Below are 17,480 nucleotides of genomic sequence, written 5' to 3' on the forward strand. Positions count from 1 at the left end.
AAAAATAGTATTAACTATCAATGATAGAAGAATATTATATATTCTGTGATTACATGCAGATAGGATCGTTACGTAATGTCCATTTATGGCTATTAATGACGTTTGATCCCACAGCATTAGCGCGTTTTTTTATTCAGATGTCGTCGATACCAACGTTCAAATGCAGCCGCTGGCATTGGTTTGGCAAACAAAAAACCCTGACGCTCGTTGACACCATTTTTGGTTAAAAACGCATCCTCTTTCGCGCTTTCAACACCTTCGGCGATGACCTGCAGATTGAGTGCCTGTGCGACCGCAACAATGGCACGTACCAGCGACTGCGAAATAGGTTGTTTGTGTACATCCCTGACAAAGGTCTGATCCAGTTTAATTGCATCAAGCGGGAAGCGGGCCAGTTGAGACAGTGACGAATATCCAGTACCAAAATCATCCAAATGGATTTGCGCCCCCAACTGGCTAAACTGCTGAATGACGGACAGTGCCAACTGCTCATTTTCAATCAAACTGCTTTCCGTTAACTCGACATCGATGGGGCAATATTCAAAGTCGAGTTCATGAAGCACCTGTTTGAGATCGGTAAATAGCGTCTGATCGGCGAGCTGGCGGGCAGAAACGTTTACCGCCACGCGCAGGTTGATTCCCTTGGCGCGCCATTTTGCGACCTGACGCACAACGTCCAGAATAACCCAGCGACCCAGCGGAACGATAAGCCCTGATTCTTCGGCGTAGGAGATAAATTCCAGTGGCGGAATGAGGCCGCGTTCCGGAGACTGCCAGCGTACCAGCGCCTCCAGGCTGCGCACTTCGCCTCGCCAGGTTATCTTTGGCTGATAATGGATAACCAGTTGATCGTTTTCCAGCGCCTTGCGCAGGTTAGTATCCAGCCACAGGTATTCAAATACCCGCTGATTCATTTCCGGAGAGAAAACACAAAACTGTCCGCGGCCGCCTTCTTTCGCGGTGTACATGGCCGTATCGGCGTTACGAATGACGCTCTCGCAGTCCTGACCATGCTGTGGAGCAAGGGAAATACCAATAGAGCAGCCTGTATAGACTTCAATCAGGCCAATGCGAAAGGGCTGACGCAGGCGTGTCAGAATGCGCGATGCGGTAGCTTCCAGAGTGCTCTGGGACGTTTCGGTGGCAAGGACGATAAATTCATCACCGCCAAACCGAGCCAATAGCTGGTTGTCGTCAAGACAACTGAGGATTGCAAGCGACACACTCTGTAATAGCTGATCGCCAAACATATGCCCGTAGGCATCGTTCACCTTTTTGAAGTTATCCAGATCGAGATATACAATCCCAACCTGAGTATCACCTGCGTTCTCAATCGCGTCGCTTATCAGCTCATGAATGGCGTTACGGTTCGGTAATCCGGTGATGGAGTCGGTATTAGCCAACATACGCAGGCGTTCCTGCGCGCGGCGTTCTTCAGTGATATCGGTGCCGGAACAGATCAGAAATATTTCGTTCTTGCCGCTACCGTTATGTACAAACTTATTGCGAAAAAGAAACAGGCGCTGACCTTTGCAGGTCTTCACCCAACGTTCGACTTCATATGAGTTGCCTTCGCGAAAAAAGACCTCGATGTTGCGTCTGGAGGCTGCGGCTTCACGTCGACTCATAAACAGTGTGAATACGCTTTGGCCAATGACTTCACGTTCTCTGAGTCCGGTGTACTCTTCGCACAGACGGTTAAAACGCTGAATGTTGCCCATGCGGTCAAGAATGACAATAACGGAATTGGCTTCTGAAACCACCTGTTCGGCAAAAGAGAGACCTTGAGCCAGGTCGCGTGCGACGGAAGGGGTGTCATCCCAGGCTGATGCGCTGCCGGCCCATTCGCGCTTATTGATTTTCCGCCCGACCAAATGTACCGGAATATCGTCATCTTCAATGGGTAACGTCATCAACAGGCTTGACGTAATTACCGTCATCTCGCGAATGCGGTCGGCCTGCTCGGGTGATAATTCGATGGTCTGCTCAGCGTCTGCTGTTTCGTCAATAGAGAAATGCAGGATGTTGCAATCCTCTGACAAACGCCAGTAGGGGTTATGAGTGCCCACATAGCTATACAACGTAACCAGCTCCCGGACGTCTTTCATGATGTGTACTATCCCGTTTAAAGCGCATAAAGCCTCAAAAGTAAGGGTAGCCATGATTCATTCAGGGTGATTATGGCTGAACGTATTGTTTTATTTATATATTTATATGTAATCCAGAATCCATAAAAAGCAAAGCCAGCGGAACTGAAAAATAGTAAAAAAAAATTTTGACTGGATAAGAGAAGTGTAGTGTGTGGTTGAAATTTGGCCGCTAAAAAAAGAAAACGACCTTTCAAAAAAGAGAAAGGTCGTTGGATTTGTCAGTTTACGCTGCTGGACGCGCGATAACGCTACGGGTTTCCATGCGAACTTCGGCGATAGTTACGTCAATCACATCAGTGACTTTGTAAACCACTTCACCTTTGATTTGTACGGTACCACTTTCCTGGCTGCAGACCAGTTCATCACGCACGGCGTGCAGGAAGGGTGCAGGAATAAAGGCAACAGCGCCATTATCAACCAAACGTACGCGCATGCCGCCGCGGCTGACGTCGATGATCTCGGCCGCAAAGCGGGTGTCGGTTCCGGCTTTATCACTCAGGAAACGGGCGTATAGCCAGTCACCCACGTCACGCTCAGCCATCCGGTTCAGGCGACGACGTTCCGCCATTTGCACGGTGGTATCATCCTGAGGTCGGGCGATGTTTTCGCCTTTGATGACAGCCTTAAGCAGACGGTGGTTGATCATATCGCCGTACTTACGGATTGGGGAAGTCCAGGTGGCATATGCCTCCAGACCCAGCCCAAAGTGTGGACCTGGCTCAATACTAATTTCAGCGTAAGACTGGAAGCGGCGAATTCGGCTGTCGAGGAAGCCGGATGGCTGTGCATCCAGTTCGCGGCGCAGTTTGCAGAAACCTTCCAGTGTCAGTACTTCTTCGGCATCGACGTGCATACCGTGGGTTTTCAGCAGCGCGGCCAGAGCGTCGGCGTTGGCCGGGTCGAATCCCATATGGACGTTATAAATACCGAAGCCCAGCTTGTCGCGAAGCACACGGGCGGCGCAAATATTTGCCGCAATCATGGATTCTTCCACGATACGGTTTGCGATGCGGCGTGGCTCAGCGACGATGTCCAGTACTTCACCTTTTTCACCGAGAACGAAACGGTAATCCGGGCGATCTTTAAAGACCAGCGCGTGGTTATGACGCCACTCTCCTCGGCTCAGGCAAATACGATGCAGCAGACGGATTTGTTCCGCAATCGCGTCGTTTTCTGGTTGCCACTCGCCAGTACCTTCCAGCCAGTCGGAAACATTATCATAGGCTAGCTTCGCTTTAGACTCGATGGTTGCGGCGAAGAAGGTGATGTTGTCTTCAATCGTGCCATCGGCGGTAATGCTCATACGACAAGCTAAAACCGGGCGCACTTCGTTCGCGCGCAGAGAGCAGAGATCGTCAGACAATTCACGTGGTAACATCGGGATATTGAACCCCGGTAAATAATTGGTGAACGCGCGAATTTTTGCCGTTTTATCCAGCTTGCTGCCTTCTGCAATCCAGGCTGTTGGGTCGGCAATGGCGACGGTTAATTGTAGCGTGCCGTCAGCTTGTTCTTCAGCATACAGCGCATCGTCCATATCTTCGGTGCTGGCGCTGTCGATGGTGACGAAATTGAGGGCGGTTAAATCTTCACGAACCAGGCCTTCGTCCAGCATTTCGGTTGCTACACCGTCTGGTGCTTCTTTTTCCAGATTATGGCGTGCCAGTGTGACCCACCACGGGACAAAGTGGTCATCAGCAAAAGTGATAAATTGGGTTAACTCGGCGTAGAAGGTGCGATCGCCTTTCAGCGGATGGCGGCGCATTTCTGCAACAGCCCAGTCGCCTTCTTTAAATTCATGTTCAACGCCGCGGGCTGCACGACAAGGAATAGCATCTTTCAGTAACGGATGATCCGGCACAATGGACAGACGGTCATTTTTGCCCTGAACTTTACCCACGAAGCGCGTCAGGAAGGGTTCGATCAGTTCTTCCGGCTCAGCAGACTCACGGTCTTTTTCTGTATGGATAACCGCAACAATACGGTCGCCATGCATCACTTTTTTCATCTGCGGCGGTGGAATGAAATAGCTTTTTTGTGCATCGACTTCCAGGAAGCCAAAGCCTTTTTCCGTGGCTTTTACCACCCCTTCAGCACGTGGCGTCTGGGAATGTAGTTGCTGTTTAAGCTGCGCTAGCAGCGGGTTGTCCTGAAGCATAATTGTCTATTTTCGTGGCTAAAAGAGCGGCTGACAGTTTTACGCGATTCTGCCAGTTGCAGCAAGCGCTCTTTCAGTAAGTGGATCGGTTAATCAGTGTCGCCCAGCGCGATTTTCAAGCGATTCAACCATCCGCACAATCCACTCCAGGCTAGCAGGTTAATGGCCTGCTCTGAAGAGATTCCCTGATCGAACAAAGGCGTTAACAGTGCGGTGCTAAAGCGGTCGGGCGCCCGGGTCAGCCATTGTACCGCCTGTAGGGTGACGCGCTCAACCGGATGTCGTTGTTCCCAACGTTGTAATTCACGTTCATCCTGACGAAGAACGGTAATGGCCTCGGTTAATTCATGAGCTGAATACGCATGTTCATTAAAACAGGCCACGCTGCCATTAATCCGTGAAGTCATCAGCGTCGCCAATGAAAATGCCTGCACTGGTATTCCGCTATGTTGCGTGCTGGAAATGAGTGACCCGAGTAAATCCAAAATGACGGGGGAATGTATCAGTAATGGCAGTAACGCTTGCAGTTCCTCGGGATAACGTCTGTCTATCGAATCATCATGATTAAGATGTTTTTCTATCGGGAATGGCGCAGCGTGCCAGGTTGTGTTTGTTGCATTAAATGGCGCAGCGTGAGCGAATTGTTGTATATCGAGACCCGGAATTCGGCGCACCGGATGTCCACACCAGGCCTGAAACAGGGCCACGATACGGGCCTGAAAACCGACGAATCCGATAATTTGATTCATCAGAATGCTATCGCTGGTGGTTAGCCCGACTGCATTCAGATGCTGGCGATCGCGCGCGCCTATCACGGCTGGAGAGCTGGCAAGTTGACGAGCATATTGGGTGATTTGCGCCAGTCGATGGTTACTTTCCCGCGAGGAGTCCGGCCCAGGAAGCGGTGTTAGACGCGCGGCATAGTGATTACATAATCGCTGGACGCCATATACCTGAGCGACGGTTAACGCCGTACTCATCCGTTCATAGGCACTGAATGTGTGCATCTGACTCAGATTTACGTGGGTCGGGAAGAGGATCTGTGCAAGTTTACGGGCAGGGATTAACCAAGATTGAAAAGGTAAAAGGGCGTCATCAGATATCGCCAGATCCAGTAAAAAGCAGTCGTCGACATGAGCGGCTTCCGGCACCAGCGGCATAACATCTTGTGGATACATGCTGGATTGCGTCTCATGATACCAGTGGCTTTTGCCTTCAATTCGGCGTTGTTCCATGGGCGGTCCTTGGTCTAAAAAGTGGCGACCCGGACACGTCGTCATACCACTACGCCGGATCGTTTGCGCTGCAATATCCTGACGTAAGCAGAAGAGGGGATGAAAGATTGTTACGTGATAATAAATATCAGAAAAGCATATATGGGACAGGGTAGAGGGGAATTAAAAACGAGCATCACGGGCGACGGTGGGCCGCCCAGAGAAGAGTGGATGATTATTTCAGTTCTAGTTCATTCATTGCAGCGATGCTGAAACCACCGTCAACGTGTACAACTTCACCTGAGATACCGGCAGAAAGATCGGAACACAGGAATGCCGCAGAGTTGCCCACATCTTCAATGGTAACAGTGCGGCGAATCGGCGTAACAGCTTCGCAATGGGCCAGCATTTTACGGAAATCTTTGATACCGGAAGCGGCGAGGGTGCGGATTGGACCTGCGGAAATTGCGTTTACGCGTACGCCTTCAGGCCCCATTGCGTTAGCCATATAACGGACGTTTGCTTCCAATGAGGCTTTCGCCAGGCCCATCACGTTATAGTTCGGGATTGCACGCTCTGCGCCCAGATAGGACAACGTCAATAGCGCAGAGCCAGGGTTTAGCATAGAACGACATGCTTTTGCCATCGCAACAAAGCTATAAGCGCTAATGTCATGCGCAATTTTAAATCCTTCGCGGGTAACTGCATTCACATAATCACCATCCAGTTGGTCAGCAGGTGCGAAGCCGATGGAGTGTACGAAACCGTCGAATTTCGGCCAGGCTTTGCTCAGTTCAGCAAACATGGCGTCAATGCTGGCATCTTCAGCTACATCACACTGCAAAACAATGTTGGAGCCTAATTGCGCTGCAAATTCTTCCACACGACCTTTCAGCTTGTCGTTCTGGTAGGTGAACGCCAGTTCGGCACCTTCGCGATGCATCGCCTGAGCGATTCCCCATGCGATAGACAATTTACTGGCAAGGCCTGTCACCAGAATGCGCTTACCTGATAAAAAACCCATGGCTTTAATCCTTTTGGTTAACACTTATCTTTTATCAATCAATGAGTTATGATTGACGCATCAAACACACTCGAAATTGGCCTGAAATTATATCCCACGCTTTTTCCCTGGAGAATGGTTATCCGCCTCACGTGACCTGTCACGTTTTTACATGTGAGGAGTATATCATCCCCCTCCGCTTATGCTTCGTTCAGGCATCTAACGTCGGTGAATCAGAGAAAATACGAGGTTTCAAAGGCATTGAAATGGTATTATTTCATTGCTAGCTGATGTTAATAAACATAGCAAGGTAGGAACTTTCTTAAAACATAAAACATGACAATATTCAGCTTGTTATGATATATTGTTTTTATCGATCAATATCGATTCATTGATCGATATTATTGATTGATTGTGATTGGAAGTGCATTATCAGGATGTTATGATCAATTGGAGTGGTCTTATGCACTATCATTTCATCGCGGAACCGATGAGAGACACAACAGATAAATTACTGGGTGTAGAGATTAACGCCCGGTTTACTTCAGATACGGTTCACCCGTTGCATCCAGATTTCATCATTTCAGCGTGGGATAGCGAACAAAAGCGTAATTTCATGCTCGAGCAAATTCGACTAATTGCCGAAAAGCGTGACTGGTTTGAGCGCAACAGCCTTATTTGCACCCTGAACCTCATTGACGAAATGGCACTGCTGGCGATTGGTGATCCAGCCATCAAGTCGGCCTTACATGCTCTACCATTTATTGCACTGGAACTTTCAGAACGTTTTCTGTCGAATACCGTGTGCCTGAATAATCTGCTGGTTAATTCACTTCGCGACGGCCCAAACGCATTGTGGTTGGGCGATCTTGGCTCCGGCAGCGTAGGGGCCAGTCCGCTGGTTTGCGGTCATTTTGACGTTGTGAAACTGGATCGCGGTTTCTTCCTGGAACAGGTAGAAAAACCGATGTTCCCGGTGCTGATCAAAAATATCAGGGAATATTGCGACCGTGTTGTGGTGAAGGGAGTAGAAACAGTACGACTTATTGACGAGGCCAGTACCGCAGGTGTCTGGGCAATGCAAGGTGGTGCCCTTTACCCGTCAGTCGCGTTTACCGAAGTTGATACGCTGCTCTTACCCACGTTGTGTCACTGATGACAGATTGCCCCCCGGTTGAGGAGGGCAGCCGTTTGCTAACGATCTTTTCGCCAGGCATCAGCGGTGAGCGCTTCGCCGAAATGACCTGCAATCAGGCGGCGGGTAAGCTCATGAAGCGGGGACGCCAGAACATCCGCTGTACTGCCGCGTTCTACCACTTCGCCCTGATGCATGACTAATACCTGATCGCTGATGTGCTTCATCATGCCAATATGTTGGGTCACATAGATATACGAAATCCCCTGTTTTTCCTGCAATTCCAGCATCAGATTGATGAGCTGTGAACGCATCGACATGTCCAGAGAGGCCAGGGCTTCGTCGGCGATAATGACTTTGGGGCGTAAAATGAGCGCACGGGCAAGACCCAGACGCTGTTTTTGCCCTGGGGCCAACATATGTGGGTAATAGCTTACGTGATCGGGCAGCAGCCCGACCATGCGCATGGTCTCCACGATCTGTTTACGACGCTGCTCAGGCTCGAGGTCGGTATTCAGACGTAGCGGAAAATCAAGGATCTGCGAGATACGTTGCCGCGGATTAAGCGATGTTGACGGATCCTGGAAAATCATACGGATCCGCTGACTACGAAATGAATAATCGCCATATTTTAACGGATGATCGTCAATCAGCAGCTCACCGCTGGTGGGTTCAATCATACCCGCCAACATTTTTGCCAGCGTAGATTTCCCCGAACCGTTTTCACCAATGACGGCGAGCGTCTGACGTTCACGCAGGGTGAAACTCAGGGGCTTAACGGCCTCAACGGTCTGGCGGCGAAATAAACCTGTCCGGTAGCGAAAGGTTTTGCTCAGATTACGAACTTCGAGCAGGGTTTCTACCATCTCACTCTCTCTCCATGTTCAGCGGGAAATGACAGGCGTAGAGATGATTCTTTGCTCCGGTCAGTCTTGGGGTTTCAATACATTCGCGTTGTGCATAAGGGCAGCGTGGCCCCAGACGACAGCCGATGGGTAATTGTTCCAGCAATGGAATAGCTCCTGGCATGGTATTCAGGCGGCTTTTGTGCGGCATTGCGCTACCAAAATCAGGAATAGCGCGAATCAACGCTTGAGTATAAGGATGATGAGGAATGGTCACCAAATCTTTACTTGGCGCGGTTTCGACCGTTTGTCCGCAGTACATCACGTTGATTTTGTCAGCCCACTGGCTGAGCATTTGCAGGTCATGGCTTATCAACAAAATGGTGGTATTGCTGTTTTGATTCAGACGGGTTAGCAGACGGAAAATTTGCGCCTGGGTGGTTGGCTCCATCGCGTTCGTTGGTTCATCGGCAATCAGCAAACGCGGCTGATTCGCTAATGCGATAGCGATCATGACCTTCTGGCATTCGCCATCGGTCAGCTCATATGGAAAGCTGCGCATGGCGTCTTTATGGTCTTTTATCCCGACGCGGTGCAAGAGTTCAATCGCACGGCGTTTGCGCCAACCGATGCGCTGCCACCAGCGACCTTTGTAGGTCCATGCCGGAATATTTTGCATCAGTTGACGTCCGATACGCTCGGACGGATCGAGACATGACTGCGGCTCCTGAAAGATCATGGAGACGTTATGACCGACCAGTTTGCGTCGTTCACGCGCCGAAAGGCGTAGCAGATCGATATCATCAAAACGCATACGGTCTGCGGTTACGCGCCAGTTATCTTTAGCAACCCCGCAAATGGCCTTAGCGATCAGACTCTTGCCGGAGCCAGATTCGCCGACCAGCCCGCGGATTTCGCCCTCATTCAAGGTCATGCTGACACGATCAACAGCCTTTACCCAGTCGTCACCGGTCCTGAATTCAATGGTCAGGTTGCGGATATCCAGTAATGGCATTACTCCACCCCCGCAATAATTGCGCGGCGCACGCCGTCACCCAGTAGGTTAACCAGCAACACGCTTATCATAATTGCCGCGCCTGGCAGCATCACCGTCCACGGTGCGACATAAATCAGCTCCAGCGCGTCGCCGAGCATGGCTCCCCATTCCGGGGACGGCAGCTGTGCGCCAAGGTCGAGAAAACCCAGCGCGGCGATATCCAGAATCGCCATCGACAGTGCGCGGGTGATTTCAGTAATAAGGCCAGCGGTAATATTGGGCAGAACGGCGAACCACAGAATATTCAGTGTGGTTGCACCGTCCAGGCGAGCGGCAATGACGTACTCTTTCTCCAGCTCGTCATGCACCATGCTGTAAACGGAGCGCACCATGCGCGGCAGCAGCGCCAGCCAGACGGCAAACATGGCGTGTGTCAGGTGCGGCCCGGCAAAGGCCACCACAATAATCGCCAGCAGCAGAGAAGGGATCGACAGCAGGGTGTCCAGAATGTGGTTCAGCACCGCAGAGCGCAAGCCGTGCGTCGCACCGGCAACTACGCCCAATACCAGGCCACACAGCGTGGCGGCAAGAGTAACGACAAACGCGCCGCCAACGGTCGGGGCCGCGCCGCTGAGCAGACGACTTAAAACGTCACGTCCCAGATCGTCTGTCCCGAGGAAGAATGAGACTTCGCCATAGCGCGACCATGACGGCGGTAAAAGCTGATAGCCGAGAAATTGCTGATCGATGCCGTAAGGGGCAAACCAACCACCAAAAATACACAGAATAGCCAGTCCCGCACAGCCGTACAGGCCAATCATCGCAGTCGCATCGCCATAGAAATTGCGCCATGCGGTGCGCAACGTACCTGGCGGGCGTTTTTCGCTATAGACGCTATCGTAAGGCATACCATTCCTTATGTTTCAGAGGGTTAGCCATAGCACCCAGAATATCAGAGATGACGTTAACGATGATAACCAGTGAACCAATCACCATCACTCCCGCTGAAATCGCCGCGTAATCCTGCTGGCGAATCGCGTTAATCAGCCAACGACCAAGACCTGGCCAGCTAAAGACCATCTCGGTGATCATCGCCAATGTCAGCATGGTGGAAAACTGTAAGCCCAGACGCGGGATCACCGGCGGAAGGGCATTGTGCAGGACGTGACGACGCAGAATCGTTAATCGTGACAAACCGCGCGTGGCCGCCGCTTTGACGTAGTTCTGATCAAAGACCTCAATGGTGCTGATACGCATCAGGCGGATGACTTCGGTGGTGGGCGCAACGGAGAGTGTCAGCACCGGGAGCACCATATGACGGATAGCGCTGACCAGCATTTCATCGCGCCAGGGCGAGTCGGAGATCCACGCATCAATAATGGCAAAACCGGTAACAGGTTTCACCTCGTAGAGAAGATCAAAACGCCCGGAAACGGGTAACCAGCCGAGGGTCAGCGAGAAGAGCAATGTCAGCAGCAGCGCCAGCCAAAAAACGGGGATAGAAAACCCCATCAGAGCCAATGCGCTGATGCAGCGGTCCTGCCATTTGTTCCGCGTGATACCGGCCAGCATACCAACGGGGATCCCAACCATTAGTGCAAAACCAAAGGCAAGAATGCACAGCTCCATTGTGGCCGGGAACACCTCTTTCAGCTGCTCTGAGATCAACTGACCGTTGATACTGGATACGCCGAAATCCCAGTGAATGAGACCATTGAACCAGAATACCCATGCGTTCCACAGCGATGCACCCTGTAACGGCGCATGAGGCGTGAAGTAGCTCAGGCTGAAGCCAATAAAGGTCAGGAAGAACAGGGTTACCAGTAGCAATAAAAATCGACGCAAGGTGAAGATAATCATGGTTTTTTCACCTCATCTTTCTTTTCCCTGGACACGCCGGCAAAAGAGGCATTACCGAATGGACTGAGCACCAACCCTTTGATGTCGTAACGATAAGCCTGCAGACGCAGTGAAGAGGCAAGTGGCAGGATCGGTAACTCTTGGGCAAGAATATTTTGCGCTTCGTCATAGGCATCAATTCGCGATGAAAGCTGCTGCGAAGAGAGAGCCTTGCGCAGAATGCTGTCAAACTGCGGATTACACCAGTGGGCAAAGTTGGTCTGTGAATTGATGGCGGCACAGCTGAGCAACGGCCGGAAAAAACTGTCAGGATCGTTACTGTCCGTCGCCCAGCCAGATAACGTCAGATCATGGTTCATATCCATTAATCTCGCCTCCTGAAAACGACCTTCTACCGGGATGATCTTCACTTTTACACCCACCTGAGCCATATCTGCCTGAATCAGCTCGGCGGTTTTCAGCGGACTGGGGTTCCAGGCCTGAGAGCTGGTAGGGACCCAAAGTTGTAACGTCAGATTCTCCAGCCCCAGCGCTTTTAGCTGCTCGCGCGATTTTGCCGGGTTGTATTCTGTAATTTTAGCTTCGTTATCATAAGCCCACGAGGCGCGAGGCAAAATAGATGCCGCGGTTTCTGCCGTCCCGTAGTAGATAGACTGCATTAAGCGCTGGTTGTTGATCGCTAGCGCCAGCGCATGCCGCACGGCAGGGTTATTCAACGGCGGTTTATTGGTGTTGAACGCCAGATAGGCAATGTTCATCCCCGGGCGCAGCGTCAGACGCAGGCGAGGGTCATCACGCAATATGCTGAGCTGGCTGGCGGCAGGCCAGGCCAGGACGTCGCACTCGCCAGTGAGTAATTTCGATAAGCGTCCGGTTCCACCAGAGCCGAGATCCACTACGACCTGCGGCATCAGAGGAGTGCCACGCCAGAATTTTTCATGTCGCTGCAACCGAATATATTGGCCGGCACGATTCTCCGAAAGCTGGTACGGGCCTGTGCCGACGGGTTGTCTGTCGAGCAACTCCTGGCGATCCTGTTTTGCCAGATTAGCGGCATATTCCGCCGACATTACGGAGGCATAGTGCGTGGCAAGGTGCCACATAAAGGAGGCATCCGGTTGCGTTAAGCGGAATTCAACGGTGTTGTTGTCCAGTTTGCGCACGCTTTGGACGTTATCGGCAAACTGCAGGCTGTCGAAGTAGGGGAAACTGCTGCCGTTCACATTGTGCCACGGATGGTGGCGATCAAAGATGCGCTCGAAGGTAAACACCACATCGTCTGCATTCAGTTTGCGGGTGGGGGTGAACCAGGCCGTCTTCTGAAACTGAACGTCACGACGCAGATGGAAGCGGTAGGTTGCGCCGTTATCCAGCACCTCCCAGCTTTCAGCAAGCTCAGGCACCAGCCGATAGGTGTAGGGATCTACATCAAGCAGTCGGTCATACAATTGGGCCGCTAACGTATCGACGATGAGACCGCTGCTCGTTTTTTGTGGGTTGAACGTATTGACTTGCCCGCTGACGCAATAGACAAACCCACTGTCACGGATATCAGCGTGCGGAGCTTGCTCAGGCGCAGCAGCAGCCTGACCACTCAGAAATCCAGCCATCACGATCAGAGATGATAAAACCAGGCGCATAATTTTAATGGATTATATAAAGAGGCTATCTTACTAATACTTAATGACATTTGCCATTACCGTTTGTTTTTGGGAGTAACAGGCTCGATAAGCGCGAGTTCAACACCGCGACATGGTCAAAATTCATACCTGCTATCCACTTTGAATCTACTCTGTTAACTATCTTAGCATTTTCATGGCCCATCTGACTTGCTATAAACGTGGGGGCGTACCTGTCGTTGTTTACTGATTGATATCAGTATGTGCTCGGAAGATGGAGTATGGCATCGATAACGAAGTGTGGAGCGAGCATTTAGAGTGTCACTATCAATGCTGAACTATAATCATTCAGGAAGCAGTACACGTTATGTGAGTTGTAATAGCTAAAGTATCTATAATTATTTCAATATGTTAATTCCATTTTTTCTTCATGGCATCTTAATCTTCTCACCCATTTATGGTGATGATTTCCATTGGTTATTAAATGCATTTTGGCTTTGATCCTGGTTATGAACGGTTTTCTGTTGCCATTTAACTTCTAATGGAATGAATTGTATGAATAAATTACTGAGCCTTGTTGTTTCACTTGCCCTATTGCCTGGAGCCGTTTTTGCAGCGTCGACTCCAGACTGTGTGAAGGTGAATAAAGCGCAAATCGAAGCGCTATTTGATAAGTGGAACGAGTCATTGAAAACAGGTAACGCGCAGACGGTATCTGAAAATTATCTTAGCGATGCGGTATTGTTGCCTACTGTATCCAATAAAGCGCGTTTAACGGACGCTGAACGTGTTGATTATTTCGAGCATTTTCTTGCGAAAAAGCCGACCGGGAAAATTGACAAGCGTACCATTCGCCTGGGGTGTAATAAGGCGATAGACACCGGTACCTACACATTTACCTTCGCGGACAAATCAACGGTTTCAGCCCGCTACACATTCACTTATGCATGGGACGGTAAAGAGTGGAAAATTTCCACACACCACTCTTCAGCGATGCCTGAGGGGTAAAAAACAGTGCAGGGGGCGGAAAATTCACCGCTCCCTGAAGACTAGCCAATAATCGCGATGCCAAGACGTTCCATGAGCAACGATGCCTGGTAGTTGTCCAACTTAACGCCTTGTAAATCAACGCGCCGAATATCTAAGTCACCCAACTCCGAATTGGTCAGATCGCAATGTGTGAAGTTTGCTGCTCGCCAGTCGAAAGTCGAAAACTCGCCGCCGGAGAGATCTGAACCACTGAACGTCGCGCCCAGTACCTGGGCCCCCATCCAACGGTTTTCCCACAGCTCACACTTTTCCAACACGACTTTCGAAAAATTGGCGTAGCTTAGATTTGTGTTAGTGATATATGCACTGCAAAACCAGGTGCGAGTAGTGATCATATTCATAAAACTTGCGCCGCGAAAATCTGCGCCTTGCGCACGACAGTGGCGAATTTCAATGCCAAGCGCACTGGCATTGCGAAAATCCGCCATGGATAAATCACAGCTTTTAAAAATGGCATCTTTCAGCATCGCACGACTAAAATTGCACCCTTTCTGGCTTTCACTATCATAGAACTGACAGCCGATAAATTCAGTGCCGCTCAGGTCGGCACCTGAAAAATCACAGTTAAAAAATGTACTATTTTCAATTTTCTCACCGGTGAAGCGGTTTCTGTCAATTTTTTCGCCAACGAGTGCCAGTGCCATATTTGTACCTGTTTTTTTATACAGTAATAGCGTCATGGTAAACCCTGATGAGGTTATGCGTCAAATCCGCCAATATGACATCTGCAAATGTGCGTTAAATCTGGTGTTTTTTCAGCAAAGCGCGAAGCTGATGGTAAGTCAGCCCCAGTAATTCAGCGGCTTTTTTCTGGTTAAATTTTGCCTGCTGTAAGCTGGTTTGTAGAAAGTCTTTCTCTTGCTGCTGCTGGAATTCACGCAGATCCAGCGGTAAACCTACAGACATCGGTTTAGTTTCCGGCGCCTGCGGCTGAGTAGTGTGGCGGAGGAAGGGGTCAATGATTATCTCATCCAGCGGGTAATCACTGGTTCCATGCCGGTAAACGGATCGCTCCACGACGTTTTTCAGTTCACGAATATTGCCCGGCCAACGGTAGTGGAGGAGCGTTTCTCTGGCCTCGGCACTAAAACCCGGAAACAGAGGTAATCCGATCTCGCGGCACATCTGAATGGCAAAATGCTCGGCCATTAACATAATGTCACTTTGACGCTCGCGTAACGGTGGGAGTTGCACCACGTCAAAGGCCAGGCGATCCAGCAGGTCAGCGCGGAAAGTGCCTTCGCTGACCATGCGAGGTAAGTCGGCATTGGTCGCACAAACAAGTCGTACGTTAACCTGCAACGGCTGGCTGCCGCCAACGCGCTCCAGCTCGCCATATTCAATAACCCGCAGTAATTTTTCCTGTACCAACATCGGGGCGGTTGCCAGTTCATCGAGAAACAGCGTACCGCCGTCGGCGCGTTCGAAACGTCCCGGATGGCGTTTTTGCGCGCCGGTAAAGGCACCCGCTTCGTGACCAAACAGTTCGGAATCAAGCAAATTTTCGTTTAGCGCCGCGCAGTTAAGCGAAATAAACGGGCCTTGCCAGCGGGTGGAGAGGTAGTGCAGGCGGTTGGCAATAAGTTCTTTCCCGGTCCCGCGCTCACCTATAACCAGTACAGGTTTATCCAGCGGCGCGAGATGAGAAACCTGCTCCAGCACTTCAATAAAGCTGTTCGCTTCACCCAGAAGATTATCTTTGTATCCAGCCATGATGAAATTCACCATTTGTTAGTGTTATTCACCAATTTACGCTAATTAGCCTGGCAGGTAAAATTATATAATTACAATAAAATCAATTATATAAAAAGTTGGCACGTCACGTGCATTACGAAAGCAGCAGGGCATAGCCCGATATCAGAACAGTAAGTGAGGATTACATTATGGGTATTTTTTCTCGTTTTGCCGACATCGTGAACGCCAACATTAATGCGTTGCTGGAAAAGGCTGAAGATCCGCAGAAACTGGTGCGGTTGATGATCCAGGAAATGGAAGACACGCTGGTTGAGGTACGTTCTAACTCAGCGCGTGCGCTGGCAGAAAAAAAACAATTATCTCGCCGTATCGAACAGGCCAGTGCCCAACAGGCAGAGTGGCAGGAAAAAGCAGAACTTGCGCTGCGTAAAGAGAAAGAAGATCTGGCGCGTTCTGCGTTAATTGAAAAGCAGAAACTGACCGATTTAATTGCCTCTCTGGAGCATGAGGTGACGCTGGTTGACGATACGCTGGCGCGTATGAAAAAAGAGATCGGTGAGCTGGAAAATAAACTCAGTGAAACCCGTGCTCGTCAGCAGGCGTTGATGCTGCGTCATCAGGCAGCGAGTTCTTCGCGTGATGTTCGTCGTCAACTGGACAGCGGTAAACTCGATGAAGCGATGGCGCGCTTTGAATCTTTCGAGCGTCGTATCGATCAGATGGAAGCCGAGGCTGAAAGCCATAACTTCGGTAAACAGAAGTCTCTGGATCAGCAATTTGCTGACCTGAAAGCAGATGATGAAATCAGCGAGCAGCTGGCGCAACTTAAAGCCAAAATGCAGCAAGACAAGCAATAATAACATCTGGCGGCGCCCGAACGCGCCGCCGCTCATCACCTGTAAGGAGTACTCATGAGCGCGCTATTTCTGGCTATCCCGTTAACCATCTTTGTGTTGTTCGTTTTACCGATTTGGCTCTGGCTGCACTACAGCAACCGTTCCAGTCGTGGCGAACTGTCGCAAAGTGAACAGCAACGCCTGGTTGAACTCAACGATGACGCACAGCGGATGCGCGAGCGCATTCAGGCGCTGGAAGACATCCTCGATGCTGAACATCCAAACTGGAGGGACCGCTAATGGGAGGCGTTAACCTGAACAAAAAACTGTGGCGTATTCCGCAGCAGGGCATGGTGAAGGGGGTTTGCGCAGGTATTGCGCATTATCTCGATGTGCCTGTGAAGCTGGTACGGATCCTGGTGGTGTTGTCAGTCTTTTTTGGCCTGGCCTTTTTCACCTTCGTCGCCTACATCGTGCTGACGTTTGTGTTGGATCCGATGCCGGATAATGTGGTTTCCGGCGAGCAGCAGCCATCAAGCGGTGAGCTGTTGGATGCCGTCGATCGCGAGCTGGCGGCTAGTGAAAAGCGTTTACGTGAAATGGAGCGTTATGTGACGTCCGATACTTTTTCCTTACGTAGTCGCTTCCGTCAATTGTGAGGACAGAAATGAACAATCGCTGGCAACGTGCCGGGCAAAGGGTTAAGCCGGGCTTTAAAATAGCAGGTAAGCTGGTGCTCCTGACCGCGCTGCGCTACGGCCCGGCGGGTGTAGCAGGGTGGGCGGTGAAGTCCGTCGCCCGACGCCCGCTAAAAATGCTGCTGGCGTTGGTTCTGGAACCGGTGTTGAGTCGGGCTGCGGCAAAATTGTCGAAACGTTATTCAGGTAATCAACCCTGATATTTGAATCAGCAAAAGCA

17 protein-coding genes are annotated in these 17,480 nt (G+C 50.6%); 6 read left to right on the top strand and 11 right to left on the bottom strand.

Annotated features, from left to right (window positions below; genetic code table 11):
* Positions 1 to 116: 116 nt before the first annotated feature.
* The 4 genes from pdeR to fabI form a co-directional block, all read right to left on the bottom strand.
* On the bottom strand, positions 117 to 2,108 hold the full coding sequence (gene pdeR / locus SK38_RS04950; RefSeq protein WP_008784927.1) for a cyclic di-GMP phosphodiesterase: 1,992 nt from the start codon (positions 2,106 to 2,108) through the stop codon (positions 117 to 119).
* Positions 2,109 to 2,373: 265 nt separating this feature from the next.
* Positions 2,374 to 4,308: an exoribonuclease II gene (locus SK38_RS04955; RefSeq protein ID WP_048235273.1), complete on the bottom strand. Its 1,935-nt coding sequence runs from the start codon at positions 4,306 to 4,308 to the stop codon at positions 2,374 to 2,376.
* Between the two features lie 89 nt (positions 4,309 to 4,397).
* A complete protein-coding gene (locus tag SK38_RS04960; protein ID WP_048235274.1) occupies positions 4,398 to 5,543 on the bottom strand; it encodes a carboxymuconolactone decarboxylase family protein in 1,146 nt (381 codons plus the stop codon).
* 214 nt (positions 5,544 to 5,757) lie between these two features.
* Positions 5,758 to 6,546, bottom strand: coding sequence for an enoyl-ACP reductase FabI (fabI, locus tag SK38_RS04965; RefSeq protein WP_020996373.1), 789 nt, complete (start codon positions 6,544 to 6,546; stop codon positions 5,758 to 5,760).
* A gap of 442 nt (positions 6,547 to 6,988) precedes the next feature.
* On the opposite strand from fabI, the gene SK38_RS04970 reads away from it, so the two are divergent.
* Positions 6,989 to 7,681 (top strand): EAL domain-containing protein, encoded by a 693-nt coding sequence (locus SK38_RS04970; protein ID WP_048235275.1) that lies wholly within the window; start codon positions 6,989 to 6,991, stop codon positions 7,679 to 7,681.
* Between the two features lie 38 nt (positions 7,682 to 7,719).
* Here the strand turns inward: SK38_RS04970 and sapF are convergent, their stop codons facing one another.
* The 5 genes from sapF to sapA are packed head-to-tail and all read right to left on the bottom strand — an operon-like array spanning position 7,720 to position 13,002.
* Complete coding sequence (sapF, locus tag SK38_RS04975; protein WP_003020558.1) at positions 7,720 to 8,526, bottom strand: peptide ABC transporter ATP-binding protein SapF; 807 nt, start codon at positions 8,524 to 8,526, stop codon at positions 7,720 to 7,722.
* A 1-nt stretch (position 8,527) separates the two neighbouring features.
* Positions 8,528 to 9,520 (bottom strand): peptide ABC transporter ATP-binding protein SapD, encoded by a 993-nt coding sequence (gene sapD / locus SK38_RS04980; RefSeq protein WP_003020556.1) that lies wholly within the window; start codon positions 9,518 to 9,520, stop codon positions 8,528 to 8,530.
* Positions 9,520 to 10,410: a peptide ABC transporter permease SapC gene (sapC, locus tag SK38_RS04985; protein ID WP_003833291.1), complete on the bottom strand. Its 891-nt coding sequence runs from the start codon at positions 10,408 to 10,410 to the stop codon at positions 9,520 to 9,522. The genes sapD and sapC overlap by 1 nt, the downstream gene beginning before the upstream one ends.
* Complete coding sequence (sapB, locus tag SK38_RS04990) at positions 10,397 to 11,362, bottom strand: peptide ABC transporter permease SapB (RefSeq protein WP_003020545.1); 966 nt, start codon at positions 11,360 to 11,362, stop codon at positions 10,397 to 10,399. Before sapB ends, sapC begins: the two co-directional genes overlap by 14 nt.
* Positions 11,359 to 13,002, bottom strand: a complete 1,644-nt coding sequence (gene sapA / locus SK38_RS04995; protein WP_003833288.1) for an ABC transporter substrate-binding protein SapA — start codon at positions 13,000 to 13,002, stop codon at positions 11,359 to 11,361. Before sapA ends, sapB begins: the two co-directional genes overlap by 4 nt.
* Before the next feature lie 534 nt (positions 13,003 to 13,536).
* On the opposite strand from sapA, the gene SK38_RS05000 reads away from it, so the two are divergent.
* On the top strand, positions 13,537 to 13,989 hold the full coding sequence (locus SK38_RS05000; RefSeq protein WP_048235276.1) for an SgcJ/EcaC family oxidoreductase: 453 nt from the start codon (positions 13,537 to 13,539) through the stop codon (positions 13,987 to 13,989).
* Positions 13,990 to 14,030: 41 nt separating this feature from the next.
* Here the strand turns inward: SK38_RS05000 and SK38_RS05005 are convergent, their stop codons facing one another.
* Complete coding sequence (locus SK38_RS05005; protein WP_048236419.1) at positions 14,031 to 14,675, bottom strand: quinolone resistance pentapeptide repeat protein QnrB85; 645 nt, start codon at positions 14,673 to 14,675, stop codon at positions 14,031 to 14,033.
* Positions 14,676 to 14,769: 94 nt separating this feature from the next.
* The gene (pspF, locus tag SK38_RS05010) at positions 14,770 to 15,759 is read right to left on the bottom strand and encodes a phage shock protein operon transcriptional activator (RefSeq protein WP_162623429.1); all 990 of its coding nucleotides are present in this window, start codon (positions 15,757 to 15,759) and stop codon (positions 14,770 to 14,772) included.
* 155 nt (positions 15,760 to 15,914) lie between these two features.
* Here pspF and pspA point away from each other — a divergent pair, with 155 nt between their 5' ends.
* From pspA to pspD, 4 genes are read left to right on the top strand one after another with little or no spacing between them, the layout of a single operon-like run.
* Positions 15,915 to 16,583: a phage shock protein PspA gene (gene pspA / locus SK38_RS05015; RefSeq protein ID WP_003020532.1), complete on the top strand. Its 669-nt coding sequence runs from the start codon at positions 15,915 to 15,917 to the stop codon at positions 16,581 to 16,583.
* Positions 16,584 to 16,637: 54 nt separating this feature from the next.
* The gene (pspB, locus tag SK38_RS05020) at positions 16,638 to 16,862 is read left to right on the top strand and encodes an envelope stress response membrane protein PspB (protein ID WP_003020509.1); all 225 of its coding nucleotides are present in this window, start codon (positions 16,638 to 16,640) and stop codon (positions 16,860 to 16,862) included.
* Positions 16,862 to 17,221 (top strand): envelope stress response membrane protein PspC, encoded by a 360-nt coding sequence (gene pspC / locus SK38_RS05025; RefSeq protein WP_003020497.1) that lies wholly within the window; start codon positions 16,862 to 16,864, stop codon positions 17,219 to 17,221. The genes pspB and pspC overlap by 1 nt, the downstream gene beginning before the upstream one ends.
* An 8-nt stretch (positions 17,222 to 17,229) precedes the next feature.
* Positions 17,230 to 17,460, top strand: coding sequence for a phage shock protein PspD (gene pspD, locus SK38_RS05030; protein ID WP_003833267.1), 231 nt, complete (start codon positions 17,230 to 17,232; stop codon positions 17,458 to 17,460).
* The last annotated feature ends 20 nt before the right edge of the window (positions 17,461 to 17,480 follow it).

Source organism: Citrobacter sp. MGH110, assembly GCF_001037515.1.
In the GTDB taxonomy this organism is placed as follows: Bacteria; Pseudomonadota; Gammaproteobacteria; order Enterobacterales; family Enterobacteriaceae; genus Citrobacter; species Citrobacter portucalensis.